Source organism: Streptomyces plumbidurans (genome assembly GCF_019857225.1).
Lineage (GTDB): Bacteria > Actinomycetota > Actinomycetes > Streptomycetales > Streptomycetaceae > Streptomyces > Streptomyces plumbidurans.
In genome coordinates this window covers 102,818-128,998 of record NZ_JAFJSY010000034.1, presented here as the reverse complement: position 1 = coordinate 128,998, position 26,181 = coordinate 102,818, and the positions used below count along the sequence as shown (strand labels likewise).

Genomic DNA, 26,181 nt, shown 5'->3' with positions numbered 1-26,181 from the left:
TCCTCGGCCTCCGGCTGAACGACTGGACCGCGCTGGGCGTCTTCCTGCTCGCGGTGGTGTACATCGTGGTGTCGTCGAAGAAGCGTCCCGGCCGGGAGGCCGTGGTCGAGCCGGGCGCCCTGGAGGAAGCCGCCGAGGTCGACGGCGCGACCCCCGTCTCGTTCGAGAAGGACGAGGCGGACTCCCCGAGGACCGAGCCGGACGAGAAGGACTCCGCAAAGGAGCCCGAGGACGCCGGGAACGCCGACGACGCCGGGGAAGAGGCGGAGGACGGCGCGAAGGACGACGTGAAAGCCGGCGCGAAGGACGGTGCCGAGTCGGCGAGGAAGAGCTGACCGGCCGGTCCTGTGCCGATGAGGGCGCCCGCGGCGAAGCGGGCGCCCTCATCGCTGTTCGCGGCGGGCGAGCGCCAGGGTGCGCTGCGCCGCCGTCACCACCGCCGCGTCGATGAACCGGCCGTCCGGCAGCGCCTGGGCGCCCTGCCGGGTCGTCGCCGCCTTCACGATCGTCTCGGCCTCCTCGATCTCCCACGCCGTCGGCAGATAGGCCCGCTCGATGACGGAGAGCTGACGGGGATGGATGGCGGCGCGGCCCAGAAAGCCGAGGGCGCGGCCGTGGGCGCAGGACGCGGCCAGGCCTTCCAGGTCGCGGATGTCCGGGTGCACCGACTGCGGGGACGGGGGCAGGCCCGCCGCCCGTGCGGCGACGACGACGCGGGAGCGGGACCAGTCGAGGCCCGCGTCCTCGCGTACGCCCAGGTCGGCCCGGAGGTCCGCCTCGCCCAGGGCGATGCCGCGCAGGGCCGGGTGGGCCGAGGCGATGGCATGGGCGCGCTCGACGGCCAGGGCGGACTCAAGCAGGGCGTACAGGGCGAGGGCCCCTCCGGCGGCGGGCACCGATCGTTCCGCGGTGCGCACGATCTGCTCGGGTGACGTCACCTTCGCGAGGCGCAGGCCCGACAGGCCCGGCAGCGCGGCCACCGCGTCCAGGTCACGTGGGGCGAGCGGGCCGTCCAGGGCGTTGATGCGGACATGGACGGGGACCGGCTGCGGGGCGGAGAGGAGTTCGGCCGTGGCGGCGCGGGCGTACTCCTTGCGGTCCGGGGCGACCGCGTCCTCCAGATCGATGACGACGACGTCGGCGCCCGCGACCAGGGCCTTGGCGACGACATGCGGGCGGTCCCCGGGGGCGTAGAGCCAGGTGAGCGGGGGCGGTGTCATACGGCGCCCTCCTCGCGCAGGGCGGTCAGTTCGGCCGGGGTCAGGCCGAGTGCGGTCAGCACCGTCTCGGTGTCCGCGCCGTGCGGGCGGCCCGCCCAGTGGATCGCGCCGGGGGTGGAGGAGAGCCGGAAGAGGACGTTCTGCATGCGGAGGGGGCCGAGTTCCGGGTCGTCGAGGGTGGTGATCGTGTCCAGGGCCGCGTACTGCGGGTCCGTCATCACCTCCCGGACGTCCTGGACCGGCGCCACCGCCGCCTCCGCCTTCTCGAAGGCCGCGAGCACCTCGGTCCGGGTGCGCTCGGCGATCCAGCCGCCGACCGCCGCGTCCAGGACGTCGGCGTGCCGTGCGCGGTCGGCGCCCGTCGCGAACCACGGTTCGTCGATCAGCTCCGGGCGGCCCACCAGGTGCATCACGCGTTCCGCGATCGACTGCGCGGAGGTGGAGACGGCGACCCAGGCGCCGTCGGCGGTGAGATAGGTGCCGCGCGGGGCGTTGTTCTGGGAGCGGTTGCCGGTGCGCGGCTGGACGTGGCCGAGCTGGTCGTACCAGAGGGGCTGGGGGCCGAGGACGGTCAGGATCGGCTCGATGATCGCCATGTCGACGACCTGGCCCTCGCCGGTGCGCTCGCGGGCGGCGAGTGCGGTCATGACGGCGTAGGCCGTGGCCAGGCCCGCGATGGAGTCGGCGAGGCCGAAGGGCGGGAGCGTCGGGGGCGCGTCCGGCTCGCCGGTGATGGCGGCGAAGCCGCTCATCGCCTCGGCGAGCGTGCCGAAGCCGGGGCGGTGCGCGCTCGGGCCGAACTGGCCGAAGGCGGTGACCCGGGTGAGGATCAGCCGGGGGTTGGCGGCGGACAGTTCCTCCCAGCCGAGGTCCCACTTCTCCAGGGTGCCGGGGCGGAAGTTCTCGATGACGACGTCCGCGGTGGCGACCAGACGCAGCAGGGTGCAGCGGCCGCCCCGCTTCGACAGGTCGAGGGTGATGGTCTGTTTGTTGCGGCCGAGGAGCTTCCACCACAGGCCGACGCCGTTCTTCGACGGGCCGTGGCCGCGGGCGGGGTCCGGCTTGGCGGGGTGTTCCACCTTGATGACCTCGGCGCCGAAGTCACCGAGCATGGTGGCGGCGAGCGGGCCGGCGAAGAGGGTGGCGAGGTCGAGGACGCGCAGGCCGGTGAGCGGGGCCTGGGCCTCGGCGGTGGCTCGGGTGGATCGGGCCGGTGGAGTGGATTGGGTGGATGGGGTGGATGGTGTAGTTCGGGTGGATGGGGTGGATGAGGTGGCTCGGGTCATGAGCGGGATGCCTCCCGGTGCGTGAGCTGGGCCAGGGTGTCGAAGCCGATGCCGTTGAAGTCGCCCACGGAGGTGGCGAGCCGGTTCTTCAGCGGGGTCGTCCAGCGGTCCGGCAGGGCGGCCGGGGCACCGGCGAGGAGGGCGGCGACGCTGCCGACGGTGGCGCCGCACGAGTCGGTGTCCCAACCCCCGGACACCGCACGGCAGATGGAGCCGCTGAAGTCGCCGTCCGCATGGGTGAGCGCGGCGGCGACGAGAGCGGTGTTGGGAACGGCGTGCACCCAGTGGTGGGTTGCGGCGTACGCCTCGTGAAGCCGGTCGACGACGGTGTCGAAGTCGGCGTGTTCCAGGGCGAGTTCGACGGCGTGACGGACGGCACGGGCCAGCCGGGAGCCGGGCGGTACGACGGTCAGGCCGGTGCGGAGACAGGCGTGGACGTCGTGGGTGCCGGTCGCCGCGGCGGCGATGACGGCGGCCGTGAACATCGCGGCGTACACGCCGTTCGCGGTGTGGCTGAGGGTGGCGTCGCGATGGGCCTGCTCGGCCGCGGCGGCCGGGTCGCCGGGGTTGGTCCAGCCGTGCACGTCGGCGCGGATGAGGGCGCCGATCCACTCGCGGAAGGGGTTGCGGTGGCGGGCCGTGTGCGGCGGCTCCAGGCCGAGGAGCAGATTGCGGTAGGCGATGCGTTCGGCGGTGAAGGTGCGGCCCGCCGGAAGCTCCGACAGCCACAGACCGGCGACGTCGGCGGTGGTGAACCCCCTGCCGTGGCGCTGCAGCAACAGCAGGTCGAGCAGCGGGTAGTTGAGGTCGTCGTCCTCGGGCATGCCGTCGATGTTCTCGGCGAGTGAGGTGGTCGCCGAGCGGCGGTTCCAAGGGTGCTGCGCGAGGAGGTCCGCCGGTACCCCGCGGGCGGTGAAGTAGGTGTGCAACGGCCAGTTCCCGGTGGCGCGCGCCAGTTGCCGGATGCCGTCGAGGGGCAGCTTCTCCACCGGTTTGCCCAGCAGACAGCCGACGGCACGGCCGAGCCAGGCGGCTTCGAGACGGGACCGCGTGACCGGCGACGGGCCGGTTGACGCGGGCCAGTCGGGGCACAGGGCCCTGATCCGCCGCAGGTCCGTCGGCTCGCTGTCGCTCAACGTGCCCGGCAGGTCCGCCAGTTCGTCCAGCAGGTCCTTGGCCAGCAGCCGCAGATACCGCGATACGGGGGTCGGCGACGCGCCCGCCCGCAGCGGGGCCTCGGGACCGCCCGCGGCACTCCACCGTGCGGCGATCGCCGACGGCTCGCGCCCGTCCAGGGCCGCCTGCCGCAGCTCGTGGCCGATCAGGTCCTCCGGCTGGACCCAGGTCAGTCGGAGCAACTCGGGCCTCCCATCCCGGTGAACGCCGCCTCGTGGGTCCTGCGACGGCGTACGTCCCGCTCGAAGACCTCCCGGGCCACCCGCGTGAGCGTCGCCGCCGGCTCCCACAGGTCCAGCCGGCTCGCCTCCGCCACCCGCTTCGACCAGTCCTCCGGGACCGGCGAGCCCAGGGCGCCGGCCAGCGCGCCCGCCATCGTCGCGATGGAGTCGCAGTCGCGGCCGTAGTTGACCGCGCCCAGGACCGCGTGCCGGTAGTCGCCGCCGGAGACCAGCAACACGCCGAGGGCGACGGGGAGTTCCTCGATCGCATGGAGCCGGGAGGGGCGGCGGGCTCCGAGGGAGGGGGCGCGGTAGTCCGGGCCCACCGTGTCGTACGGCGCCACCGCCTCCCGCAACGGGACCAGCGCCGACTCGAAGTCCGTGTACCGGGACGCCACTTCGCAGACCCGGTCGATCGCCGTGCGCGTGCCGTCCTTCGCCAGGGCCAGCGCGGCGGCCACGACCGAGTCCGGCGTCGCTCCGGGGGAGGCCGCCGCGGCCACCGCCGCCGCGAGAACGCCCGCCGCCTCGCGGCCGTACGACGACTGGTGCGCGCCCGCGACGTCCAGCGCCTCCGCGTACGCGCCCGCCGGATTGGCCGCGTTGACCAGGCCGACCGGCGCCATGTACATCGCGGCACCGCAGTTGACGATGTTGCCGGTGCCCGCCTCGCGGGGGTCGGCATGGCCGTAGTGGAGCCGGGCCACCAGCCACTTCTCCGCGAGGAAGAGGCGGTGCAGGGGGAGGGCCTCGGTCTCCAGCTCGGGGATCCAGCGCGGGTTCGTCATCAGGTCCGGGACCAGGTGGTCGGCGATCGCGTATGCGTCCAGGTGGTCGCGGACCCGCGCGTACACCCGCACCAGCGCGTGCGTCATCAAGGTGTCGTCGGTGACATGGCCGTCGCCCTTGTGGTACGGCGCCAGGGGGCGGGCCGTGCGCCACTCGTCGCCGCTCCACGGGCCGACGATGCCGTGCACGCGGCCGCCGTGACGTTCGAGGATCTGGTCGGGGGAGTAGCCCTCGACGGGGCCGCCGAGGGCGTCGCCGACCGCCGCGCCGACGAGGGCTGCGGTGATGCGGTCTTCCAGGGGCGTCATCGGTTCCATCTGTCTCATGCGCGGGATCGTCCTTACGGTGAGGTCGGTTGCGTGGCTTCCAGAAGTGCGGCGAGTTCCACCAGGTCGGTGCCGGTGAGGCGCGGGAGTGCGCAGCCGGAGAGGGTGCGGCAGGCCTGGCGCCAGGTCGCCGGGATCGACGCGCCGCCGCCGAGCGCTCCGGTCAGCGCGCCCGCGAGCGCCGGGGCGGAATCGGCGACGCGGGACAGACAGGCCGCGGCCGGGACCGCCTCCGCGATACGGCCGCCCGAGGCGATGGCCAGGGCAAGGGCGACCGGGACCGTCTCGGCGGCGGCGATGCCGTAGCTGTAGACGTGGTCGACGATCTGGTGCTCCAGGAGCGGGACCAGGGTGAAGGCGCTCTCGGTGCCGGACGCGAGGTCGAGGGCGTGGCGGGCGTTGCGGCCGATCTCCGTGTTCTCGGGGAGTTCGGCGAGGGCAGCCGTGACACAGGTGGGCGCGTCCGCGCCGCCGAGGGCGAGGGAGACGGCCGCCGCCATCGCGCGGGCGCCGTGCACTCCGTCGCCGTCCTGGGTGTAGCGGGCGTCGAACTCGGCGAGGTCAGCGGCCGGGCGGGGGTCGCCGGGGTGGGCCACGGCGAGGACACAGGCGCGTACGCAGGCGGCGTCGTCGAAGTAGTGGGGGTTGTCGTGGCCGGTGGCGGGTGGGCGCAGGCCGGTGGCGAGGTTGCCCAGGCCGGCGCGTACGGAGATACGGGCGCGCAGGGGGAGGGCGGCGGACTCGACCTCCGGTGCGCGGTCCGCCGCGGCGGCGACCTCTGCGGCGACGGCGTTCCAGGTGAGGTCGATGGCGGCTCTCGTACGGCGTTCTCGGCTGAGGTCGTTGAGGACGGTGCTGTCTCCTGCGCGCAGGAGGGCCTCTGCGGCGAAGGCCGCCCATTCCGCGTCGTCCGAGGGGCCGAGGCGGAGGGGTTCGGGGGGTTGGTTCAGGGCGATGGGGACCGGGAGGGTGGTGGTGGCGTTCTGTTCCGCGAAGGTGTCGAGTTCGCGGGTGAGGCGGCGGGTCCACTCGGGCATACGGGCGGCTCGGTGACGGGCGGAGGGCCAGCCGGCGGCGTCGCCTGCGGCGAGCCCTAGCAGGAGGCCTTCGGTGCGGCGGGCTTTGTTGTGCGCGTCGGCGTGGGGTGCGGCTTCGCCTTCGGCCGATGTGTTCCCACCCGCACCACCCGTGCGGATTTCGATGTTGGGTGCGGGTGGCCCCTGTGGGGGTGTCTCGCCGTCGGCGGGTGCGGGTGGGGGTGGGGTAGGTGGGGCGGGTTCGTCTGTGTTGGGTGCGGGTGGGTCTTGTGGGGGTGACTCGGCGGCAGCGGGTGCGGGCCGGGTGGGTCGGGCGGGTTCGTCGGTGTCGGGTGCGGGTGGGTCTTGTGGGGGTGACTCGTCGTCGGCGGCAGCGGCGGCGGCAGCGGCGGCGGCAGCGGGTGCGGGTGCGGGCCGGGTGGGTCGGGCGGGTTCGTCGGTGTCGGGTGCGGGTGGGTCTTGTGGGGGTGACTCGTCGTCGGCGGCAGCGGCGGCGGCAGCGGCGGCGGCAGCGGGTGCGGGTGCGGGCCGGGTGGGTCGGGCGGGTTCGTCGGTGTCGGGTGCGGGTGGCTCCTGTTGGGGTGACTCGCCGTCGGTGGCTGCGGGTTCGTCCGTGTCCGGTGCCGGTGGCTCCTGCCGGGGGGACTCGCCGTCGGTAGGTCGGGTGGTCTCGTCGTCTGCGGCTGCCGGGGGGTCCTGTGGCGGGGTCGTCTCGGGTGTTGTCCAGGGGGCGGGTGGGGTCATCGGGTGGCCCCCGGGGTGAGGCGGTCTGCCACGTCGAGGATGTGGTGGCCGGCCATGGCGGGGAGGCAGGTGCCGCGGGCCGGGGTGATGGCGGCTGCCCAGTCCTGGGGGATGGCCGAGATGCCCTGGGTGGCGCCCGCGAGTGCGCCCGCCACCGCGGCCGTGGTGTCGGCGTCGCGGCCCATGTTCACGGCTGCCAGGACGGACTGGCGGAAGTCGCCGTCGGCCGCCGCGTAGGCGCCGAAGGCCAGGGCGACCGCTTCCGGTGCGAGGTCGGTCCAGGGGTAGCCGCCGATGACGACCGCCGAGCGTACGGCTCGTTCGCCGCGGTGGGCGACCGCGGCGGCCCGGCGCAGGGAGCGGGCCGTCCAGGAGTCGTCGGGGACGACGGCCAGGGCGGAGGCGACGACCGCGATGGGCGGCGCCCCCGCCATCGCCGCCGCGACGCCCGCCGCGACGGCCTGGCCGCCGTAGATGCCCTCGCCGTCGTGGCTCACCGAGCCGTCGATGGCCACCAGTCGGGCGGCCTCGGCGGGGCGGCCCGCGGCGAAGACGCCGAAGGGGGCCGCGCGCATGGCCAAACCGTCGCTCCAGGCGTGCCGGTGCTGGGCCGAGATGGGGGCGGCGAGGCCTCGGCGGAGGTTCTCCAGCGTGCCGCGCTCGCTGAAGCCGGCGCCGCGGAACGGGCCCTCCTCGCGGTCCGCGATCCACTCGTGCCAGGCCGCCTCGACATGGACCGGGGTGAGGGCCGAGCCGTGCCGGGCCAGGAGCAGGCCCGAGAAGATCGCGTACTCCGTGTCGTCGGTGCCGCAGGGGCGCTCGGCGACGTAGCCCGTGATGCGGCCCCAGCGGGCGCGGATCTGGGAGGGCTTCAGGTTCTCCGCCGGGGCTCCGAGGGCGTCGCCGACGGCCAGGCCGAGCAGCGCGCCGCGCGCCCGCTCGCGGAGTCCGGCGGCGTTCCCGGGCGAGGGGACCGGGGGAATGCAGGCGACCGATGCCATACGCGGCCTCTCGGGGAGTGGGCTCGCACAGGGCGCGAACCCTTTGCCCATGTGTCCCACCGTCGGCGGTTGACCTGAGCCTCGGACGCAGCCAAGTCACCCGGTCGACGTCTGTGCCCGCTACGGCACGGGTGGCGTGGAGGCGCGAAGGCGCTGGTTAGCTCAGCCTTTCCTAGCTGGCGGGAAGGGAATGGCAGGCGTAGATTCGGCGTTGTCGGAAGTTAGAACCTGTCCAAAGTTAGCTTTGGCTTAGCTTCCTTGGGAGGACCCTCGTGGCGATCATCGAGACCGAGGCCGCGCTGCACGAAGCGCACCGCGACAACCACACGCACCGGGATGTGAACGGCGGCTGGCTGCGCCCCGCCGTCTTCGGCGCGATGGACGGCCTGGTCTCCAACCTCGCCCTGATGACGGGTGTGGCCGGCGGCGCCGTCGGCCACAAGGGCATCGTGCTGACCGGGCTCGCGGGCCTGGCCGCCGGCGCCTTCTCGATGGCCGCCGGTGAGTACACGTCCGTGGCCTCCCAGCGCGAGCTGGTCGAGGCCGAGCTGGACGTCGAGCGCCGGGAGCTGCGCAAGCACCCCAAGGACGAGGAGGCCGAGCTCGCGGCGCTCTACGCGTCCCGCGGCGTCGAGCCGGAGCTCGCGCGGGAAGTGGCCCGGCAGTTGTCGAAGGACCCCGAGCAGGCCCTGGAGATACACGCCCGCGAGGAGCTCGGCATCGACCCCGGCGACCTGCCGTCCCCGCTGGTCGCGGCCGTGTCGTCGTTCGGGTCCTTCGCGCTGGGCGCCCTGTTGCCCGTACTGCCGTATCTGCTCGGTGCGACCGTGCTCTGGCCGGCGCTGCTGCTGGCGCTCATCGGGCTCTTCGCCTGCGGCGCGGTGGTGGCCAGGGTGACGGCGCGCAGCTGGTGGTACAGCGGACTGCGGCAGCTCGCGCTCGGTGGGGCGGCGGCCGGTGTGACGTACGCCCTGGGCAGCCTGTTCGGAACGGCCGTAGGATGACGGCCGGTTGCACAGTATGCGTTGGGCCGCATAAGTAGCCGTTACTCGCTGGTTTCGGATGCATGACCACCGGGCATGAGCCGTAAGCGCTGTGGGCAATGACGCCTGTCGCGCATCCGCGGGGCGGGCGACGCCGCCCCTCCCGCCTTGGACCGACGGACATCGATCTGTCCCGTTCGGTCCCCATAGCTCCCACCGCAGGAGTGGTACCCCAGCCGCCCCGCGGTGTCCGCATGTTGGAACGAAGCATCCGCTTCCCGAGAATGCCCCCATCATGTAATCTGCGTGAAATTTTGCACCGAGCAGAGGGCCAACGTCGTCCCTCGGCACTTTGAACTTGCCACTTGAGACGACGACGGGAGAGCCGATGCGTACGCCGCGCCAGCCGTCCCAGCATTCCGCGAATGGCCAGAACTGGTCCTTCATGGATGCTCGCCCTGCTGCGCAGGGTATGTACGACCCCCGCAACGAACGAGACGCGTGCGGCGTCGGATTCGTGGCGACCCTCACCGGCGAGGCGTCCCACACTCTGGTCGAACAGGCCCTGACGGTGCTGCGCAACCTCGAGCACCGCGGCGCCACCGGCTCCGAGCCGGACTCCGGCGACGGCGCCGGACTGCTGTCCCAGGTGCCCGACGCCTTCTTCCGCGAGGTGGCCGGATTCCAGCTGCCCGAGGCGGGCGGTTACGCCGTCGGCATCGCCTTCCTGCCCGAGGAGGGCACCGAGGACGTCATCTCACGGATCGAGACGATCGCCGGTGAAGAAGGCCTCACGGTGCTCGGCTGGCGCGAGGTTCCGGTCGCACCGGAACTGCTCGGCGCCACCGCCCGTTCGACGATGCCCGCCTTCCGGCAGATCTTCGTCACGGACGGCGCGAGCAAGGACATCGACCTCGACCGCAAGGCCTTCGCGCTGCGCAAGCGCGCCGAGCGCGAGGCCGGCGTCTACTTCCCGTCGCTGTCGGCGCGCACCATCGTCTACAAGGGCATGCTGACCACCGGCCAGCTGGAGCCGTTCTTCCCGGACCTCTCCGACCGCCGCTTCGCGTCGGCCATCGCCCTGGTCCACTCGCGCTTCTCCACGAACACCTTCCCGTCGTGGCCGCTCGCGCACCCCTACCGCTTCGTCGCGCACAACGGCGAGATCAACACCGTCAAGGGCAACCGCAACTGGATGCGCGCCCGCGAGTCGCAGCTCGTCTCCGACCTGTTCGGCGACGGCAGCCTGGAGCGCCTGTTCCCGGTGTGCACGCCGGACGCCTCCGACTCGGCGTCCTTCGACGAGGTGCTCGAACTGCTGCACCTGGGCGGGCGTTCGCTGCCGCACTCCGTGCTGATGATGATCCCCGAGGCGTGGGAGAACCACGACTCCATGGACCCGGCCCGGCGCGCCTTCTACCAGTTCCACTCCACGATGATGGAGCCCTGGGACGGCCCCGCCTGCGTCACCTTCACCGACGGCAAGCAGGTCGGCGCGGTCCTCGACCGCAACGGCCTGCGCCCCGGCCGCTACTGGGTCACCGACGACGGCCTGGTCGTCCTCGGCTCCGAGGTCGGCGTCCTCGACATCGACCCGGCCAAGGTCGTGCGCAAGGGCCGGCTGCAGCCCGGCCGCATGTTCCTCGTCGACACGGTCGAGCACCGCATCATCGAGGACGACGAGATCAAGGCGACCCTCGCCGCCGAGCAGCCGTACGCCGAGTGGATCGAGGCCGGCGAGATAGAGCTGGGCGACCTGCCCGAGCGCGAGCACATCGTGCACACCCACGCCTCGGTCACCCGCCGCCAGCAGACCTTCGGCTACACCGAGGAGGAGCTGCGCGTCCTGCTCGCGCCGATGGCCAAGGCCGCGGCCGAGCCGATCGGCTCGATGGGCACCGACTCGCCGATCGCCGCGCTGAGCGAGCGCCCGCGACTGCTCTTCGACTACTTCACGCAGCTGTTCGCGCAGGTCACCAACCCGCCGCTGGACGCGATCCGGGAGGAGTTGGTCACCTCCCTGCGCTCCTCCCTCGGCCCCTCGGGCAACCTGCTGGAGCCGAACGCCGCCTCGTGCCGCTCGGTCCTGCTGCCCTTCCCGGTCATCGACAACGACGAGCTGGCCAAGCTCATCCACATCAACGCCGACGGCGACATGCCCGGCTTCAAGGCCGCGACCCTCTCCGGCCTGTACCGGGTCTCCGGCGGCGGCGAGGCCCTCGCCGCGCGCATCGACGAGATCTGCGCCGAGGCCGACGCCGCCATCGAGAACGGCGCCCGGCTGATCGTCCTGTCCGACCGCCACTCGGACGCCGAGCACGCGCCGATCCCCTCGCTGCTGCTCACCGCTGCCGTCCACCACCACCTCATCCGCACCAAGCAGCGCACCCAGGTGGGCCTGCTGGTCGAGGCCGGAGACGTCCGCGAGGTCCACCACGTCGCCCTGCTCATCGGCTACGGCGCCGCGGCCGTCAACCCGTACCTGGCGATGGAGTCGGTCGAGGACCTGCTGCGCGCGGGCACCTTCATCAACGGCCTGGAGCCCGAGCAGGCCATCAAGAACCTGATCTACGCCCTCGGCAAGGGCGTCCTGAAGGTCATGTCCAAGATGGGCATCTCGACCGTCGCCTCCTACCGCGGCGCGCAGGTCTTCGAGGCCGTCGGCCTGGACGACGCCTTCGTCGAGAAGTACTTCAACGGCACCGCCACCAAGATCGGCGGCGTCGGCATCGACGTCATCGCCAAGGAGGTCGCCGCCCGCCACGCCAAGGCGTACCCGGCCTCCGGCATCGCGCCCGCCCACCGCGCCCTCGACATAGGCGGCGAGTACCAGTGGCGCCGCGAGGGCGAGCCGCACCTGTTCGACCCGGAGACGGTCTTCCGCCTCCAGCACTCCACGCGCACCGGCCGCTACGACGTCTTCAAGAAGTACACCGCGCGCGTCAACGAGCAGTCCGAGCGCCTGATGACGCTGCGCGGCCTGTTCGGCTTCAAGTCCGGCCGCGAGCCGATCTCCATCGACGAGGTCGAGCCGGCCAGCGAGATCGTCAAGCGCTTCTCCACCGGCGCCATGTCCTACGGCTCCATCTCGCGCGAGGCGCACGAGACCCTCGCCATCGCCATGAACCAGCTGGGCGGCAAGTCCAACACCGGCGAGGGCGGCGAGGACGCCGACCGCCTGTACGACCCGGCGCGCCGCTCGGCGATCAAGCAGGTCGCCTCCGGCCGCTTCGGCGTGACCAGCGAGTACCTGGTCAACGCGGACGACATCCAGATCAAGATGGCCCAGGGCGCCAAGCCCGGCGAGGGCGGCCAGCTGCCCGGCCACAAGGTCTACCCGTGGGTCGCCAAGACCCGTCACTCGACGCCGGGCGTGGGCCTCATCTCCCCGCCCCCGCACCACGACATCTACTCCATCGAGGACCTGGCCCAGCTGATCCACGACCTGAAGAACGCGAACCCGCAGGCGCGGATCCACGTCAAGCTGGTCTCCGAGGTCGGCGTCGGCACGGTCGCGGCGGGTGTCTCCAAGGCGCACGCCGACGTGGTGCTGATCTCCGGCCACGACGGCGGTACGGGCGCCTCCCCGCTGACCTCGCTGAAGCACGCGGGCGGCCCCTGGGAGCTGGGTCTCGCCGAGACCCAGCAGACCCTGCTGCTCAACGGCCTGCGCGACCGCATCGTCGTGCAGACCGACGGCCAGCTCAAGACCGGCCGTGACGTGGTCATCGCCGCGCTGCTCGGCGCCGAGGAGTTCGGCTTCGCGACCGCGCCGCTCGTCGTCTCCGGCTGCGTCATGATGCGCGTCTGCCACCTGGACACCTGCCCGGTCGGCATCGCCACGCAGAACCCGACGCTGCGCGAGCGCTTCTCCGGCAAGGCCGAGTACATCGTCAACTTCTTCCAGTACATCGCCGAAGAGGTCCGCGAGATCCTCGCCGAGCTGGGCTTCCGCACCATCGAGGAGGCCGTCGGCCACGCCGAGGCGCTCGACGTGACCCGCGCCGTCGACCACTGGAAGGCGCAGGGCCTTGACCTGGAGCCGCTGTTCCACGTGCCCGACCTGCCTGAGGGCGCCGTGCGCCACCGGCTGATCGAGCAGGACCACGGCCTGACCAAGGCGCTCGACAACGAGCTGATCAAGCTCGCCGCCGACGCCCTGGCCGCGGACTCCGCCACCGACGCCCAGCCGGTGCGCGCCCAGGTCGCCATCCGCAACATCAACCGTACGGTCGGCACCATGCTCGGGCACGAGGTGACCAAGAAGTTCGGTGGCGCGGGCCTGCCCGACGACACCATCGACATCACGTTCACCGGTTCCGCGGGCCAGTCCTTCGGCGCCTTCCTGCCGCGCGGTGTCACGCTGCGCCTGGAGGGCGACGCCAACGACTACGTCGGCAAGGGCCTGTCCGGCGGCCGCCTCGTCGTCCGCCCGGACCGGGGCGCCGACCACCTCGCCGAGTTCTCGACGATCGCGGGCAACACCATCGCCTACGGCGCGACCGGCGGCGAACTGTTCCTGCGCGGCCGCTCGGGCGAGCGGTTCTGCGTCCGCAACTCCGGCGCGACGGTTGTCTCCGAGGGCGTGGGCGACCACGGCTGCGAGTACATGACCGGCGGCCGGGCGGTCGTCCTCGGCGAGACGGGCCGCAACTTCGCGGCCGGCATGTCCGGCGGCATCGCCTACGTCATCGACCTCGACGTCGACAACGTCAACGTTGGCAACGTCGGCGCCGTAGAGGCCCTGGACGACTCCGACAAGCAGTGGCTGCACGACGTCGTGCGCCGGCACCAGGAGGAGACGGGGTCGACGGTCGCCGAGAAGCTGCTCGCCGAGTGGGACACCGCCGTGGAGCGCTTCAGCAAGATCATCCCCAGCACGTACAAGGCAGTGCTCGCCGCCAAGGACGCCGCCGAGCGAGCCGGTCTCACCGAGACCGAGATCACCGAGAAGATGATGGAGGCGGCGACCCATGGCTGACCCGAAGGGCTTCTTGAACCACGGCCGCGAGGTCGCCCAGACCCGTCCCGTCGACGAGCGCGTCAAGGACTGGAACGAGGTCTACGTCCCCGGCTCCCTGCTGCCGATCATCAGCAAGCAGGCCAGCCGCTGCATGGACTGCGGCATCCCGTTCTGCCACAACGGCTGTCCGCTCGGGAACCTCATCCCCGAGTGGAACGACTACGCCTACCGCGAGGACTGGAGCGCCGCCTCCGAGCGCCTGCACGCCACGAACAACTTCCCTGAGTTCACGGGGCGGTTGTGCCCGGCCCCCTGCGAGTCGGCGTGCGTGCTCGGCATCAACCAGCCGCCGGTGACCATCAAGAACGTCGAGGTCTCGATCATCGACAAGGCGTGGGAAGCCGGTGACGTCGCCCCGCAGATCCCCGAGCGCCTGTCCGGCAAGACCGTCGCCGTCATCGGCTCGGGCCCCGCGGGCCTGGCCGCCGCCCAGCAGCTGACCCGGGCCGGCCACACCGTCGCCGTCTACGAGCGCGCCGACCGCATCGGCGGCCTGCTCCGTTACGGCATCCCCGAGTTCAAGATGGAGAAGCGGCACATCAACCGCCGTATCGAGCAGATGCGCGCGGAGGGCACCCGCTTCCGTACCGGCGTCGAGGTCGGCCGCGACCTCAAGGCGACCGACCTGAAGAAGCGCTACGACGCCGTCGTGATCGCCGCAGGCTCCACGACCGCCCGCGATCTCCCCGTCCCCGGGCGGGAGTTGAAGGGCATCTACCAGGCCATGGAGTACCTGCCCCTGTCGAACAAGGTCCAGGAGGGCGACTACGTCACCTCCCCGATCTCGGCCGAGGGCAAGCACGTCGTGGTCATCGGCGGCGGCGACACCGGAGCGGACTGCGTGGGCACCGCGCACCGCCAGGGCGCTGCCTCCGTCACCCAGCTGGAGATCATGCCCCGCCCGAACGACGAGCGGCACCCGGTGAACCAGCCCTGGCCGACCTTCCCGATCCTCTACAAGGTCACCTCGGCCCACGAGGAGGGCGGCGAGCGGATCTACTCCGCCTCGACGACCCACTTCGAGGGCGACGAGGAGGGCAACGTGCAGTGGCTGCACCTCGCCGAGGTCGAGTTCGTCGACGGCAAGCTGACCTCGAAGCCGGGCACCGAGCGCAAGATCCCGGCCCAGCTGGTCACCCTCGCCATGGGCTTCACCGGCCCCGACCGGGAGAACGGCCTGCTGGAGCAGTTCGGCCTGGACCTCGACGAGCGCGGCAACATCGCCCGCGACGCCGACTTCCAGACCAATGTGCCCGGTGTGTTCGTCGCCGGTGACGCCGGCCGCGGCCAGTCGCTCATCGTCTGGGCGATCGCCGAGGGCCGCTCCGCCGCCAAGGGCGTCGACCGCTTCCTGACCGGCGCCAGCGACCTGCCGGCCCCGATCCGCCCGACGGACCGCGCCCTGATGGCCTGACCACGGCCCAAGCGACACAGGGGACCTGACGGTCCATCAAAAGACGTCCCGTACAAAGGCGTACGGAACACAGACGGCGCCCGCCCGCACAGTCCCCGACCGGACCGCTGGGGCGGGCGCCGCCGCATGTCCGCGCGGATCTACGGCACCTCGTAACTCTCCCCGTACACCTTCCACTTCAGCGGTGTCCTCAGGGACAGGTTCCCGTCGTACAGGAACTGGCGCTGGGCCGTGTCGATGCGGCTGGTGTCGATGCCGGGGTGCTTGGAGCGCATGGCCTTGACGCGGATGTCCAGGAAGACGTCCAGGAACTTCTTCTCGGAGCCGCCCTGCGAGGGCGTGTCCGCCTGCGCCATGGCGCGTTCGCGCAGGCCGTAGAAGCTGTTCGGGCCGGTGCCGGGGCCGTGGAAGACCATGGCGTCGTAGTAGATGAACTGGCCGAGCGTGCCGAGGCCGTCGAGCTTGGCGAGGCGTACGGCCGGGTCGAAGTAGACGCGGTCGCGTTCCCCGTCCTGGGCCTTGCGGAAGGCGGGGAGCTTCGCCTCGGCCTTCCAGGCGGCGGTGAAGCCGGGGTCCAGGCCCTGGTGGGAGTCCGTGCCGTCGACCTTGCGCAGGGCGGGGAGATAGCGGGCGAGGCCGTTGCCGGGGTGCGCCCTGGTGTAGCGCTCGACCAGGGTGAGCAGGTCGTGGGTGCCGGTGCAGAAGCCGATGATGCCGGCCGTGTAGCCCTGGCCGTCGCCGATGTCCTCGATGTAGCCGTAGGCGCTGCGCCAGTCAAGGGTCGAGTTCTCGGCGCTCGCCACCAGCTTCTGCGCCAGCTCCTTCTTGGCCGGGGCGGCGAGGCCGGGTGGCAGGTCGGCGATCACCTCGTCGTCCTCCGAGCGCTCCTTCTCCGCCCTGCTCTTCGCGTCCTGCGCCTTGTGCGGCGCGGCGGAGACCGAGGTCCTGGACGTGCCGTCATCCGAGTGCGCGGGCGTGAGGACGTAGACCCCCGCCGTGATGACCACGGGAAGGGCCGCGAGGAGCAGGCAGCCGACACGTTTCATAAGGCACACATTACGTGCACATGTTCCATGATCCGGTCACACGTCGGCGCCGGGACTGATGGTGGGCCGGTGGGGGCGGCGGTGGACGAGGCAACCAACGCCTGGTGCCGATGGGAGAGTAGGGGCCATGGTTGCCATCAGTCTGCAGAAGGTCGAGGAGACCGCGCCCGCGCTGGTCAGTCTCTACAAGAGCGCGGGGGCCTCGCTGCACCGGCACGGCATCGAGGGTGTGCGGGCCGCCGTGTACCTGGTGGTCGACTACTCCGGCTCCATGAAGCCGTACTACCAGAACGGCAGCGTGCAGGCGCTCGCGGACCGGGTGCTGGGGCTGTCGGCGCATCTCGACGACGACGGACGGGTGCCGGTGGTCTTCTTCTCCACGGACGTCGACGCCGAGACCGATATCGCGCTGGCCGACCACCAGGGCCGTATCGACCGGATCGTGGCCGGGCTCGGGCACATGGGCAAAACCAGCTACCACCTGGCGATGGACGCGGTCATCGACCACTACCTGGACAGCGGATCCACCGCCCCCGCCCTCGTCGTATTCCAGACCGACGGCGGCCCGATCAACAAGCTCGCCGCGGAGCGGTATCTGTGCAAGGCGGCCAAGCTGCCGCTGTTCTGGCAGTTCGTGGGCTTCGGGGACCCGCACAGCAAGCAGTTCGACTTCCTGCGCAGGCTCGACGACCTGGCGGTTCCGGACAAGCGGGTGGTGGACAACGCCGGGTTCTTCCACGCCGGCGCGGACCCCGCGAAGGTGTCCGACGCGCAGCTCTACGACCGCCTCGTCGGGGAGTTTCCGAAGTGGCTGGTGGCCGCGCGGGCGGAGGGGATCCTGCCGTCGTCCTGACCGCCCCGTTGGCTTGGCCCCCCTGTCGTGTCACCCTGAGGATGATCCGACGGGGAGGCGACGAACGTATGGACGGCGCACGATCGGCGAACGAAACGGTGACCTCCGCACGCAGGGAGCCGCCGGGCAAGGGCGAGCGGGTCGCCGACTGGGCCGACGGGCGGCTGGGGCTCTACTCGCTGGCCAAGGCCAATATGCGCAAGGTCTTCCCGGACCACTGGTCCTTCATGCTGGGCGAGGTCTGCCTCTACAGCTTTCTGATCCTGATCCTCACCGGCATCTACCTCACCCTGTTCTTCGAGCCGAGCGGTGTCGAGGTGATCTACCACGGCTCGTACACCCCGCTCAACGGCGTCCCGATGACCCGGGCCTACGAGTCCACGCTCGACATCAGCTTCGACGTGCGCGGCGGGCTGCTGATCCGGCAGATCCACCACTGGGCGGCCGTGGTCTTCATCGCCGGCATGCTCATCCACATGATGCGGGTGTTCTTCACCGGCGCCTTCCGCAAGCCGCGCGAGCTGAACTGGCTGTTCGGCTGGACCCTGCTGTTCCTCGGCATCATCACCGGTCTGACCGGCTACTCGCTCCCCGACGACCTGCTGTCCGGCACCGGGATCCGCTTCGCCGACGGTGCGATCCTGTCGGTCCCGATCGTCGGTACGTATCTGTCCATGTTCCTGTTCGGCGGGGAGTTCCCGGGGCACGACATCATCTCGCGGCTCTTCCCGGTCCATGTCCTGCTGCTGCCGGGGATCATGCTGGGCTTGGTCGTAGCCCATCTGATCCTGGTCTTCTACCACAAGCACACGCAGTACCCGGGTCCCGGACGGGACCAGAAGACCGTGGTCGGCATGCCCTTCCTGCCGGTCTACATGGCCAAGGCGGGCGGCTTCTTCTTCCTCGTCTTCGGTGTCCTGACGATCATGGGCGGCGTCGCCAGCATCAACCCCGTCTGGGCCTTCGGTCCCTACCGGCCGGATCTGGTCACCACCGGCGCCCAGCCCGACTGGTATCTCGGCTTCTCCGAGGGCCTGATCCGGGTGATGCCGGGATGGGAGCTCAACTTCTGGGGCCACACGCTGGAGCTGGGCGTCTTCATCCCCTTCTCGCTCTTCCCGCTGATCATGCTCGCCATCGGCGTATACCCCTTCATCGAGGCCTGGATCACCGGTGACAAGCGCGAGCACCACATCCTGGACCGGCCGCGCAACATGCCCGTGCGCACCGGCCTGGGCGTGGCCTGGCTGAGCCTGTACGGGGTGCTGCTGATCGGCGGCGGCAACGACGTCGTGGCCACGCATCTGCATCTGTCCATCAACGTGATCACCTGGTTCGTGCGGATCTCCTTCTTCGTGATGCCGGTGGTGGCGTTCCTGGTCACCAAACGGGTCTGCATGGGCCTGCAGCGCCGGGATCGGGACAAGGTGCTGCACGGCAGGGAGAGCGGCACCATCAAGCGACTGCCGCACGGAGAGTTCGTCGAGGTCCACGAACCCCTGGAGCAGGACCAGCTGTTCACCCTCACCCAGCACGAGCAGGAGCCGCCGTACGAGATCGGGCCGCTGGTCGACGCGAACGGTGTGCGGCGGCAGGTCACGGTCTCCCAGCGGGTGCGCGCGCAGCTGTCCAAGGCCATGTTCGGGTCGGAGTCGCACATCCCGAAGCCGACGGTGGAGGAGTACCGCGAGCTCACCAGCGGCGATCACCACCACTGAGGACCAGGGCCCGGCACTCGCGCGGCCCGCCCCACGCGGTGCGCAGGGCACGGGCCTTGGTCAGCCACAGGGACAGGTCGTACTCCGCGGTGTAGCCGATCGCGCCGTGCAGCTGGAGCGCCGTACGGGCCGTCCGATACGCCGCCTCGCACGCGGTGACCTTGGCCGCGGCGACATCGGCCGGGCCCAGCGTCAGCGCGGCGCCGAACAGCAGGGGGCGCGCGAACTCCAACGCGATCTTCGCGTCGGCCAGTCGGTGCTTGACGGCCTGGAACGAGCCTATGGGGGCGCCGAACTGGGTGCGCTGTTCGACATACGCGACGGTTCTGTCGAGCAGCGCGAGGCCGACGCCGAGCGCTTGGGCGGCGGTGGAGAGCCGGGCCAGGAGCAGTGCGCGGGCGGCGGCCTCGGAGACTTGCGGGCCGGTGGCGAGGAGTTCCCCGCCGGACGGCAGCGGGAAGAGCCGGCGGGCGGGGTCGAGAGACGGGCGCGGTGGCGGGCCCCCGGGCGTGGGGCTGCTGGTCGTGCGCAAGGGCGTGCGGTGCGCCGCGCCAGGGCCCGCGGACGAACGGGAGTCGGGCCGTGCCGCCGGAGCGGGAGAACGTGAGCCGGATGCGAGGGGGCTGCCCGCGGCGAGGGGCCCGTCCGGGCGGCCCGGCGGGGGCGTGACGAACAGGGTGGCCTCGGACCGCGGCGCCCCACTGCAAGGATCCGCAACAGCCAGGGCTACGTCGGCCATGTCCGCGTCGAGCGCGTACCGGCCCGTCGTCAGGGTGGCCGCCGACTTGCCGGAGGCCAGCGCGGGCAGCAGGCGTTCGGCGGGACCGGCCTCCTCGAGTCCGGCGAGGAGCACAGCCGCAGCGACCGTCTCCACCAGCGGGCCCGGCACCGCGTGCCGCCCCAACTCGACAAAGGCGACAGCAAGTTCGACGGGCCGCACCCCCATGCCGCCGTACTTCTCCCCGACCGCCAGCGAGAAGACCCCGGCCTCGGCGATACGGGACCACAGGGCGCGCCCGCTCGCGTGGTCGCCCCGGCTCCAGTCCCGTACGACCGCCGCCGTGTCCGCCGCCGTCAGCATCGCATCCAACGAGGCGGCGAAGTCCCGCTGTTCGGCATCGAGCAGGAAGCGCATCAGCGGTGTCCTTTCGTGGGCGCCGGCTTTTTTTCGGGCCTTAGCGCGGTCACCCTGACGGGCGTGGCCGCGCTGCCCGTGCCGGCGGAGCGTTCGCGCATCAGCCGTGTCCCTTCGTGGATCCTGGCGTTCCTCGGGCCTTTGCGCGGTCACGCCTGGCGGGCGTGGCCGGGCCGCCCGTGCCGGCGGAGCGTTCGCGCATCAGCGGTGTCCCTTCGTGGATCCTGGCGTTCCTCGGGCCTTTGCGCGGTCACGCCTGGCGGGCGTGGCCGGGCCGCCCGTGCCGGCGGAGCGTTCGCGCATCAGCGGTGTCCCTTCGTGGCGCCTGGCGTTCCCTCGGATCTCCGCGCGGTCACCCTCTCGCCCGGGACCGCGCCCCCTCGAACCGGCGGAGCCCCGCGCATCAGCGGCGTCCCTTCGGTAGGCCCAGGAGGCGTTCGGCGATGATGTCTCGCTGGATCTCGTTCGTGCCGGCGTAGATGGGGCCGGCGAGGGAGAAGACGTAGCCCTCGGACCAGGGGGTGTCCGTGAACTCGCCCTCCTCGCCCAGCAGATCGAGCGCCGTCTCGTGCAGGGCGAGGTCCAGTTCGGACCAGAAGACCTTGTTGAGGCTGGACTCCGCGCCGATGGGATCGCCGTCCAGGAAGCGGGAGGCGGCCGCGTGGGTGAAGAGCTGGTAGGCGCGGGCGCCGATCAGGGCGTCGGCCACCCGGTCCTCCTCGCGGCGCGGACTGCCCCGCTCCGCCCACAGCGCGCGCAGTGCCTCGGCGGCGGCGAGGAAGCGGCCGGGGGAGCGGAGCATCAGCCCCCGCTCGTTGTCCGCCGTCGACATCGCGATCCGCCAGCCCTGGCCGGGCTCGCCGATCACGTCCTTGTCGGGCACGAACACCTCGTCGAGGAACAGCTCGGCGAACGCCGGCTTCCCGTCGAGCCGGCCGATGGGGCGGACCGTGACACCGGGGGCGCGCAGGTCGAACATCAGGTAGGTCAGGCCCTGATGGGGTCTCGGCAGGTCCGGATCGCTGCGGAACAGGCCGAAGGCCCGGTCGGCGAAGGCGGCCCGTGACGACCAGGTCTTCTGGCCGCTCAGCAACCAGCCGCCGTCCGTGCGCCGCGCCCTCGACCGCAGGGACGCCAGGTCCGAGCCCGCCTCCGGCTCCGACCATGCCTGCGCCCAGACGACCTCGCCGGTGGCCATGGACGGCAGCACACGCTCCCGCTGCTCCTCGGTGCCGTGGTCGAACAGGGTCGGCGCGAGCAGGCTGATGCCGTTCTGCCCGACGCGGCCCGGCGCACCCGCCGACCAGTACTCCTCCTCGAAGATCAGCCAGCGGATCAGATCCGCGCCTCTCCCGCCGTACTCCACCGGCCAGTTGACGACCGACCAGCGGTCCGCGGCGAGCTCGGCCTCCCAGGCGCGGTGGGCCGCGAACCCCTCCGCGGTCTCCAGGGACGGAAGGGGGGCGTCCGGCACATGGGCGGCGAGCCACGCGCGGGCCTCGGCGCGGAAGGCCTCTTCTTCCTGCGTGAACGCGAGATCCATCGACTGCCGTCCTTCCCTAACAAGTGTTTGGTAGGTTAGCGTGGAGCCATGACAGACGTCGAGAGGCCTGTGTACGAACCGGGGCACGGCCTGCTCAAGGGCCGCACCGCCGTCGTCACCGCGGCCGCCGGCGCGGGCATCGGCGGCGCGACCGCACGGCGGTTCCTGGAGGAGGGGGCGCGCGTGCTGGTCAGCGACGCGCATGTGCGCCGGCTCAAGGAGTACGAGGCCGAGCTGACGGCCGAGTTCGGGGCGGACCGGGTGGCAGCCCTGCCCTGCGACGTCACCGACGAGAGCCAGGTGCGGGCCCTGTTCGAGACCGCCGTCCGCGAGCACGGACGGCTCGACGTGGTGGTGAACAACGCGGGCCTCGGCGGCACTTCGCACCTCGTCGAGATGAGCGACGAGCAGTGGGACCGCGTCCTCGACGTGACGCTGAACGGCACCTTCCGCTGCACCAGGGCCGCCCTGCGGCTGATGCGCGAGGACGGACGCGGCGGAGTCGTCGTCAACAACGCCTCGGTCGTCGGCTGGCGCGCCCAGGCCGGGCAGGCGCACTACGCCGCCGCGAAGGCGGGCGTCATGGCGCTCACCCGCTGCGCGGCGCTGGAGGCCGCCGAGTACGGAGTGCGGGTCAACGCCGTCGCGCCGAGCCTCGCCATGCACCCGCACCTGGTGAAGGTGACGACGCCCGAGCTGCTGGAGGAACTGACCGCGCGCGAGGCCTTCGGGAGATACGCCGAGCCCTGGGAGGTGGCCAACGTCATCGTGTTCCTGGCGTCCGGCTACTCCTCGTACCTGACCGGAGAGGTCGTCTCCGTCAGCAGCCAGCACCCCTGAGGACCGGAGCGGACCACAATGGAAGCGTGCCGACCAAGAAACCCACCCAGAGGCCGAACCAGCAGCCCGCGCGGGAATCGCCCCAGCAGCCGACGCGGAAGAAGCCCCAGGTGACCGCCGCCCCCGCCAGGCGCCGCGAACTCCTCGACACCGCCGCCGAGGTCTTCGCCGAGCAGGGCTACAACGCCACCACCGTACGCAAGATCGCGGACCACGCGGGCATGCTCGCGGGCAGCCTCTACTACCACTTCGACTCCAAGGAGTCGATGCTGGAGGAGATCCTGCGCAGCTTCCTCGACGAGCTCTGGGGCGGTTACGACACCGTCCTGGAGGCCGAGTCGGGGCCGCGGGAGACCCTGGAGGCCCTGGTCACCGAGTCGTTCCGGGAGATCGACCGGCACCGCGCCGCCGTCGCGATCTACCAGAAGGAGAGCAAGCAACTGGTCGCGCAGGAGCGGTTCGCGTTCCTCGCCGAGTCGCAGCGCAAGTTCGAGAAGGCGTGGCTGTCCACGCTGGAGCGCGGGGTCGCGGCCCAGGTCTTCCGGGCCGACCTCGACGTCCGCCTCACCTACCGGTTCGTGCGCGACACCGTGTGGGTGGCCGCGTCCTGGTACCGGCCGGGCGGACAGCACAGCCCGGAGGAGATCGCCCGGCAGTACCTCTCGATGGTGCTGGACGGGATCGCCGTACGCGAACAACCCTGACTGCCGAGGGAGTTGCCATGGCCGAGGCCTACATCGTCGAAGCGGTCCGTACGCCCGTCGGGCGGCGCCGGGGCGGACTGAGCGGGGTCCATCCGGCCGACCTCGGCGCACACGTGCTCAAGGAACTCGTCGCGCGCGCGGGAGTGGACCCCGCTGCCGTCGAGGACGTCGTGTTCGGCTGTCTGGACGCGGTCGGGCCGCAGGCCGGGGACATCGCGCGGACCTGCTGGCTGGCGGCCGGGCTGCCCGAGGAGGTGCCGGGCGTCACCGTCGACCGGCAGTGCGGCTCCTCGCAGCAGGCCGTGCACTTCGCCGCGCAGGCCGTGCTCTCCGGCACCCAGGACCTGGTCGTCGCGGGCGGCGTGCAGAACATGTCGCAGATCCCGATCGCCTTCGCGAGCCGCCAGGCCGCCGAACCGCTGGGCCTCACCCAGGGCCCGTTCGCGGGCAGCGAGGGCTGGCGGGCCCGCTACGGCGACCAGCCCGTGAACCAGTTCGCCGGGGCCGAGATGATCGCCGCGAAGTGGGGGATCACCCGGCAGGACCAGGAGGAGTTCGCGCTGCGCTCGCACCGGCGGGCGCTCAGGGCCATCGACGAGGGCCGCTTCGAGCGGGAGACCGTGGCGTACGGCCAGGTCGCCGTGGACGAGGGGCCGCGCCGGGACACCTCCCTGGAGAAGATGGCCGCGCTCAAGCCCGTCCTCGACGGCGGGACCATCACCGCCGCCTGCTCCTCACAGGTCTCCGACGGGGCGGCGGCACTGCTGCTCGCCTCGGAGCGGGCGGTGCGCGAGCACGGGCTCACGCCACGCGCGCGCGTGCACCACCTCTCCGTGCGCGGCGAGGACCCGATCCGGATGCTCTCCGCGCCCATACCGGCCACCGCCCACGCCCTGAAGAAGACCGGCCTGACCATCGACGACATCGACCTCGTCGAGATCAACGAGGCCTTCGCGCCCGTCGTCCTCGCCTGGCTGAAGGAGACGGGCGCCGACCCGGAGAAGGTCAACGTCAACGGCGGCGCGATCGCCCTCGGCCACCCGCTCGGCGCGACCGGCGCCAAGCTGATGACGACGCTGCTGCACGAACTGGAGCGCACGGGCGGGCGGTTCGGGCTGCAGACGATGTGCGAGGGCGGGGGGCAGGCGAACGTGACGATCATCGAACGGGTCTGACGGCTCTGATGGTTTTGACCGCTCTCTGCCGGCTGTGGCGGTTCTGGCGGCTGTGGCGGTTCTGGCGGTTCGGCGGCTGTGAGGGTTCTGGGCGGCCCTCAGCGGCCGAGGGCGAAGCCCAGCACCACGCCCGCCGACACCTCCACCATGCCCGGCGCCAGATCGCCCGACGAACTGCCGCCCCCGCCGCCGTGGCCGCGGTACTGGCGGAACTCGTACGACTCCGAGTCCACGTCCTGGATGTGCACGACCGGACCGATCCGCACCCCGGCCGTCTCCGTGTACACCTCGGCCTTGCGGCGGGCGGCGGCCACCGCCCTGCGGCGCGCCTCGTCCCGCAGCGCCGGCTTGTCGTGCACGTCGAACTCGACGCTGTCGATCTGGTGCGCCCCGGCGTCGACGGCGTCCACGATCAGCTGCTGGAGGCCGTCGAGCGCCTCGGTCTCGATGACGTACGACGCCCGGCAGCGGTAGCCGAGGAACTTGCGGTCGCCGCCGTAACCGTCGTAGTCCGAACTGAGCTTGAGCCGTGAGCCGGACACCGAGGCGTCCGGTATGCCGTGCCCGCGCAGCACCTCGCGCAGGCGTGCCACGGCCGCGCCCGCCTCCTGGAACGCCTTGTCCGGCACGGGCTCCAGCACGTCCACCGTCAACTTCACCCGGGCGAGCTGCGGTTCGACCCGCACGCTGCCCGCACCGAAAACACTGAGGCCCCAGGGTTCTTTGATCGTCTCCGTCATGCGCGCATTGAAGCACCGCCGGCGGACAGCGCGCCCACGATTTCCTCCGCCTGCGCCATCGTCCTGTTCACCAGGTCCGCGCAGGACGGCAGGTCCTCGATGACGCCCGCGACCTGCCCGGACGCCATCACCCCGAGGTCCGAACGGCCGTCCACCATGGCCGACTTGAGCAGCATCGGGGTGTTCGCGGCGAGCAGGACCTGGCTCCAGGACAGCTCCTTGCCGTGCTTGAGGACGAGCCCGTCGCGGACCATCTGCCGCCAGGTGAGCCCCGAGAGCCTCCGGAACCCGGCCGCCCGGCGTACGGCGTGCACCAGGGACCTGGCGCGTCCGGAGTTCTCCAGCGCGTCCACCAGGTCCGTACGCAGCATCCGGTGCGGCAGTCCGTCCACCGCCGTCGTCACGGTGACGTCCTTGACCGTCGCCGCCAGGTACCGCGCCTTCACCGCGTCCGGCACCGTCGAGTCCGACGTCAGCAGGAACCGCGTGCCCATCGCGACCCCCGCCGCCCCGTACGCCAGCGCCGCGACCAGTCCCCGCCCGTCGAAGAAGCCGCCCGCGGCCACCACCGGAATCCGCACCGCGTCCACCACCTGCGGCAGCAGCACCGTCGTCGCGACCTCACTCGTGTGCCCGCCGCCCTCGCCGCCCTGCACGATCACGGCGTCCGCACCCCAGGCCGCGACCTTCTCGGCATGCCGCCGTGCGCCCACGGAGGGAATGACGACCACGCCCGCCTCCTTCAGCTCCGTAATCAGCTCGGGGGAGGGCGCGAGGGCGAAGGAGGCGACGCGCACCCCTTCCTCGATCATGATGCGCACCCGGTCACCCGCGTCCGAGGCGTCGGCCCGCAGATTGACCCCGAAGGGCGCGTCGGTACGGGACCTGACCTCCCGGATCGCCTCCCTCAACCGATCGGTGGACATGGTCGCGGACGCCAGGATGCCGAGGGCCCCCGCATTCGCCGCCGCGGAGACCAGACGGGGGCCTGCGACCCAGCCCATGCCGGTCTGCACGATGGGGTGGGGTATTCCGACGAGTCGGGTGAGCGCGGTCTGCATCAGGGCCCCGTCCTTCTGGTGCGGGTGTTGTTCGGGTGTGCGGGTTTGTGGGGGACGGGCGGGGCGGTGGGGGTGGTCGTGGTGGCGTAAGTTTCGAGCGGGGCGGGGTTCGCTGTTGTGGCGGGCGGGCGGGGGTTTGCGACCGG

19 protein-coding genes and 1 pseudogene are annotated in these 26,181 nt (G+C 71.8%); 9 read left to right on the top strand and 11 right to left on the bottom strand.

Going from position 1 to position 26,181, the window contains the following annotated elements:
* Window positions 1-335 (top strand): annotated as a pseudogene (locus tag JYK17_RS22580) (prolipoprotein diacylglyceryl transferase); the annotation flags it as partial.
* A gap of 48 nt (window positions 336-383) precedes the next feature.
* Here JYK17_RS22580 and JYK17_RS22575 read toward each other — a convergent pair.
* From JYK17_RS22575 to JYK17_RS22550, 6 genes are all read right to left on the bottom strand, one after another.
* Window positions 384-1,220 carry an HpcH/HpaI aldolase/citrate lyase family protein gene (locus JYK17_RS22575; protein ID WP_108013433.1) on the bottom strand — a complete coding sequence of 279 codons (837 nt, stop codon included), beginning with the start codon at window positions 1,218-1,220 and terminating at the stop codon, window positions 384-386.
* Window positions 1,217-2,506 (bottom strand): CaiB/BaiF CoA transferase family protein, encoded by a 1,290-nt coding sequence (locus JYK17_RS22570; RefSeq protein ID WP_234547630.1) that lies wholly within the window; start codon window positions 2,504-2,506, stop codon window positions 1,217-1,219. Before JYK17_RS22570 ends, JYK17_RS22575 begins: the two co-directional genes overlap by 4 nt.
* Entirely contained in the window at window positions 2,503-3,864 is a 1,362-nt protein-coding gene (locus JYK17_RS22565; protein ID WP_108013434.1) for an ADP-ribosylglycohydrolase family protein, read from the bottom strand. Before JYK17_RS22565 ends, JYK17_RS22570 begins: the two co-directional genes overlap by 4 nt.
* The gene (locus JYK17_RS22560) at window positions 3,852-5,018 is read right to left on the bottom strand and encodes an ADP-ribosylglycohydrolase family protein (RefSeq protein WP_222811063.1); all 1,167 of its coding nucleotides are present in this window, start codon (window positions 5,016-5,018) and stop codon (window positions 3,852-3,854) included. Before JYK17_RS22560 ends, JYK17_RS22565 begins: the two co-directional genes overlap by 13 nt.
* 14 nt (window positions 5,019-5,032) lie before the next feature.
* Entirely contained in the window at window positions 5,033-6,220 is a 1,188-nt protein-coding gene (locus JYK17_RS22555) for an ADP-ribosylglycohydrolase family protein (protein WP_222811064.1), read from the bottom strand.
* A 575-nt stretch (window positions 6,221-6,795) separates the two neighbouring features.
* Window positions 6,796-7,800: an ADP-ribosylglycohydrolase family protein gene (locus tag JYK17_RS22550; protein WP_108013437.1), complete on the bottom strand. Its 1,005-nt coding sequence runs from the start codon at window positions 7,798-7,800 to the stop codon at window positions 6,796-6,798.
* A gap of 272 nt (window positions 7,801-8,072) precedes the next feature.
* Here JYK17_RS22550 and JYK17_RS22545 point away from each other — a divergent pair, with 272 nt between their 5' ends.
* The 3 genes from JYK17_RS22545 (at window position 8,073) to JYK17_RS22535 (ending at window position 15,220) form a co-directional block, all read left to right on the top strand.
* The gene (locus JYK17_RS22545) at window positions 8,073-8,804 is read left to right on the top strand and encodes a VIT1/CCC1 transporter family protein (RefSeq protein WP_108013438.1); all 732 of its coding nucleotides are present in this window, start codon (window positions 8,073-8,075) and stop codon (window positions 8,802-8,804) included.
* A gap of 367 nt (window positions 8,805-9,171) precedes the next feature.
* Window positions 9,172-13,764, top strand: coding sequence for a glutamate synthase large subunit (gene gltB / locus JYK17_RS22540; RefSeq protein ID WP_222811062.1), 4,593 nt, complete (start codon window positions 9,172-9,174; stop codon window positions 13,762-13,764).
* Window positions 13,757-15,220: a glutamate synthase subunit beta gene (locus tag JYK17_RS22535; RefSeq protein WP_128803328.1), complete on the top strand. Its 1,464-nt coding sequence runs from the start codon at window positions 13,757-13,759 to the stop codon at window positions 15,218-15,220. The genes gltB and JYK17_RS22535 overlap by 8 nt, the downstream gene beginning before the upstream one ends.
* Before the next feature lie 140 nt (window positions 15,221-15,360).
* Here the strand turns inward: JYK17_RS22535 and JYK17_RS22530 are convergent, their stop codons facing one another.
* Window positions 15,361-16,266, bottom strand: coding sequence for a chitosanase (locus JYK17_RS22530; protein ID WP_108013441.1), 906 nt, complete (start codon window positions 16,264-16,266; stop codon window positions 15,361-15,363).
* Window positions 16,267-16,393: 127 nt separating this feature from the next.
* Between JYK17_RS22530 and JYK17_RS22525 the strand changes: the two genes are divergently transcribed.
* Window positions 16,394-17,119 carry a vWA domain-containing protein gene (locus JYK17_RS22525; RefSeq protein WP_108013442.1) on the top strand — a complete coding sequence of 242 codons (726 nt, stop codon included), beginning with the start codon at window positions 16,394-16,396 and terminating at the stop codon, window positions 17,117-17,119.
* A gap of 68 nt (window positions 17,120-17,187) precedes the next feature.
* Entirely contained in the window at window positions 17,188-18,837 is a 1,650-nt protein-coding gene (qcrB, locus tag JYK17_RS22520) for a cytochrome bc1 complex cytochrome b subunit (protein WP_222811061.1), read from the top strand.
* Here qcrB and JYK17_RS22515 read toward each other — a convergent pair.
* Window positions 18,812-19,972, bottom strand: a complete 1,161-nt coding sequence (locus JYK17_RS22515) for an acyl-CoA dehydrogenase family protein (RefSeq protein WP_128803331.1) — start codon at window positions 19,970-19,972, stop codon at window positions 18,812-18,814. The two genes, qcrB and JYK17_RS22515, sit on opposite strands and share 26 nt — an antisense overlap.
* Window positions 19,973-20,375: 403 nt before the next feature.
* Window positions 20,376-21,515 carry an acyl-CoA dehydrogenase family protein gene (locus tag JYK17_RS22510; RefSeq protein WP_128803332.1) on the bottom strand — a complete coding sequence of 380 codons (1,140 nt, stop codon included), beginning with the start codon at window positions 21,513-21,515 and terminating at the stop codon, window positions 20,376-20,378.
* Between the two features lie 48 nt (window positions 21,516-21,563).
* Between JYK17_RS22510 and JYK17_RS22505 the strand changes: the two genes are divergently transcribed.
* The 3 genes from JYK17_RS22505 to JYK17_RS22495 all read left to right on the top strand — a co-directional run bounded on the left by JYK17_RS22505 (window position 21,564) and on the right by JYK17_RS22495 (window position 24,234).
* Complete coding sequence (locus JYK17_RS22505; RefSeq protein WP_108013445.1) at window positions 21,564-22,355, top strand: SDR family oxidoreductase; 792 nt, start codon at window positions 21,564-21,566, stop codon at window positions 22,353-22,355.
* A gap of 110 nt (window positions 22,356-22,465) precedes the next feature.
* Window positions 22,466-23,059, top strand: coding sequence for a TetR/AcrR family transcriptional regulator (locus JYK17_RS22500; RefSeq protein WP_108013718.1), 594 nt, complete (start codon window positions 22,466-22,468; stop codon window positions 23,057-23,059).
* 17 nt (window positions 23,060-23,076) lie between these two features.
* Window positions 23,077-24,234 (top strand): acetyl-CoA C-acetyltransferase, encoded by a 1,158-nt coding sequence (locus JYK17_RS22495; protein ID WP_222811060.1) that lies wholly within the window; start codon window positions 23,077-23,079, stop codon window positions 24,232-24,234.
* Window positions 24,235-24,332: 98 nt separating this feature from the next.
* On the opposite strand, the gene JYK17_RS22490 is transcribed toward JYK17_RS22495, so the two are convergent.
* Window positions 24,333-24,974, bottom strand: coding sequence for an SIMPL domain-containing protein (locus JYK17_RS22490; RefSeq protein ID WP_222811059.1), 642 nt, complete (start codon window positions 24,972-24,974; stop codon window positions 24,333-24,335).
* Complete coding sequence (locus JYK17_RS22485; RefSeq protein ID WP_261996044.1) at window positions 24,971-26,038, bottom strand: NAD(P)H-dependent flavin oxidoreductase; 1,068 nt, start codon at window positions 26,036-26,038, stop codon at window positions 24,971-24,973. Before JYK17_RS22485 ends, JYK17_RS22490 begins: the two co-directional genes overlap by 4 nt.
* Between the last annotated feature and the right edge of the window lie 143 nt (window positions 26,039-26,181).

What these genes read in the sequence shown, in the direction of transcription:
- gltB (WP_222811062.1), top strand. Translation starts at nt 9,172, where the DNA reads ATGCGTACGCCGCGCCAGCCGTCCCAGCATTCCGCGAATGGCCAGAAC.
- JYK17_RS22560 (WP_222811063.1), bottom strand. Translation starts at nt 5,018, where the DNA reads ATGAGACAGATGGAACCGATGACGCCCCTGGAAGACCGCATCACCGCA.
- JYK17_RS22530 (WP_108013441.1), bottom strand. Translation starts at nt 16,266, where the DNA reads ATGAAACGTGTCGGCTGCCTGCTCCTCGCGGCCCTTCCCGTGGTCATC.
- JYK17_RS22505 (WP_108013445.1), top strand. Translation starts at nt 21,564, where the DNA reads ATGACAGACGTCGAGAGGCCTGTGTACGAACCGGGGCACGGCCTGCTC.
- JYK17_RS22515 (WP_128803331.1), bottom strand. Translation starts at nt 19,972, where the DNA reads ATGCGCTTCCTGCTCGATGCCGAACAGCGGGACTTCGCCGCCTCGTTG.
- JYK17_RS22490 (WP_222811059.1), bottom strand. Translation starts at nt 24,974, where the DNA reads ATGACGGAGACGATCAAAGAACCCTGGGGCCTCAGTGTTTTCGGTGCG.
- JYK17_RS22495 (WP_222811060.1), top strand. Translation starts at nt 23,077, where the DNA reads ATGGCCGAGGCCTACATCGTCGAAGCGGTCCGTACGCCCGTCGGGCGG.
- JYK17_RS22570 (WP_234547630.1), bottom strand. Translation starts at nt 2,506, where the DNA reads ATGACCCGAGCCACCTCATCCACCCCATCCACCCGAACTACACCATCC.
- JYK17_RS22550 (WP_108013437.1), bottom strand. Translation starts at nt 7,800, where the DNA reads ATGGCATCGGTCGCCTGCATTCCCCCGGTCCCCTCGCCCGGGAACGCC.
- qcrB (WP_222811061.1), top strand. Translation starts at nt 17,188, where the DNA reads ATGGACGGCGCACGATCGGCGAACGAAACGGTGACCTCCGCACGCAGG.
- JYK17_RS22535 (WP_128803328.1), top strand. Translation starts at nt 13,757, where the DNA reads ATGGCTGACCCGAAGGGCTTCTTGAACCACGGCCGCGAGGTCGCCCAG.
- JYK17_RS22525 (WP_108013442.1), top strand. Translation starts at nt 16,394, where the DNA reads ATGGTTGCCATCAGTCTGCAGAAGGTCGAGGAGACCGCGCCCGCGCTG.
- JYK17_RS22575 (WP_108013433.1), bottom strand. Translation starts at nt 1,220, where the DNA reads ATGACACCGCCCCCGCTCACCTGGCTCTACGCCCCCGGGGACCGCCCG.
- JYK17_RS22510 (WP_128803332.1), bottom strand. Translation starts at nt 21,515, where the DNA reads ATGGATCTCGCGTTCACGCAGGAAGAAGAGGCCTTCCGCGCCGAGGCC.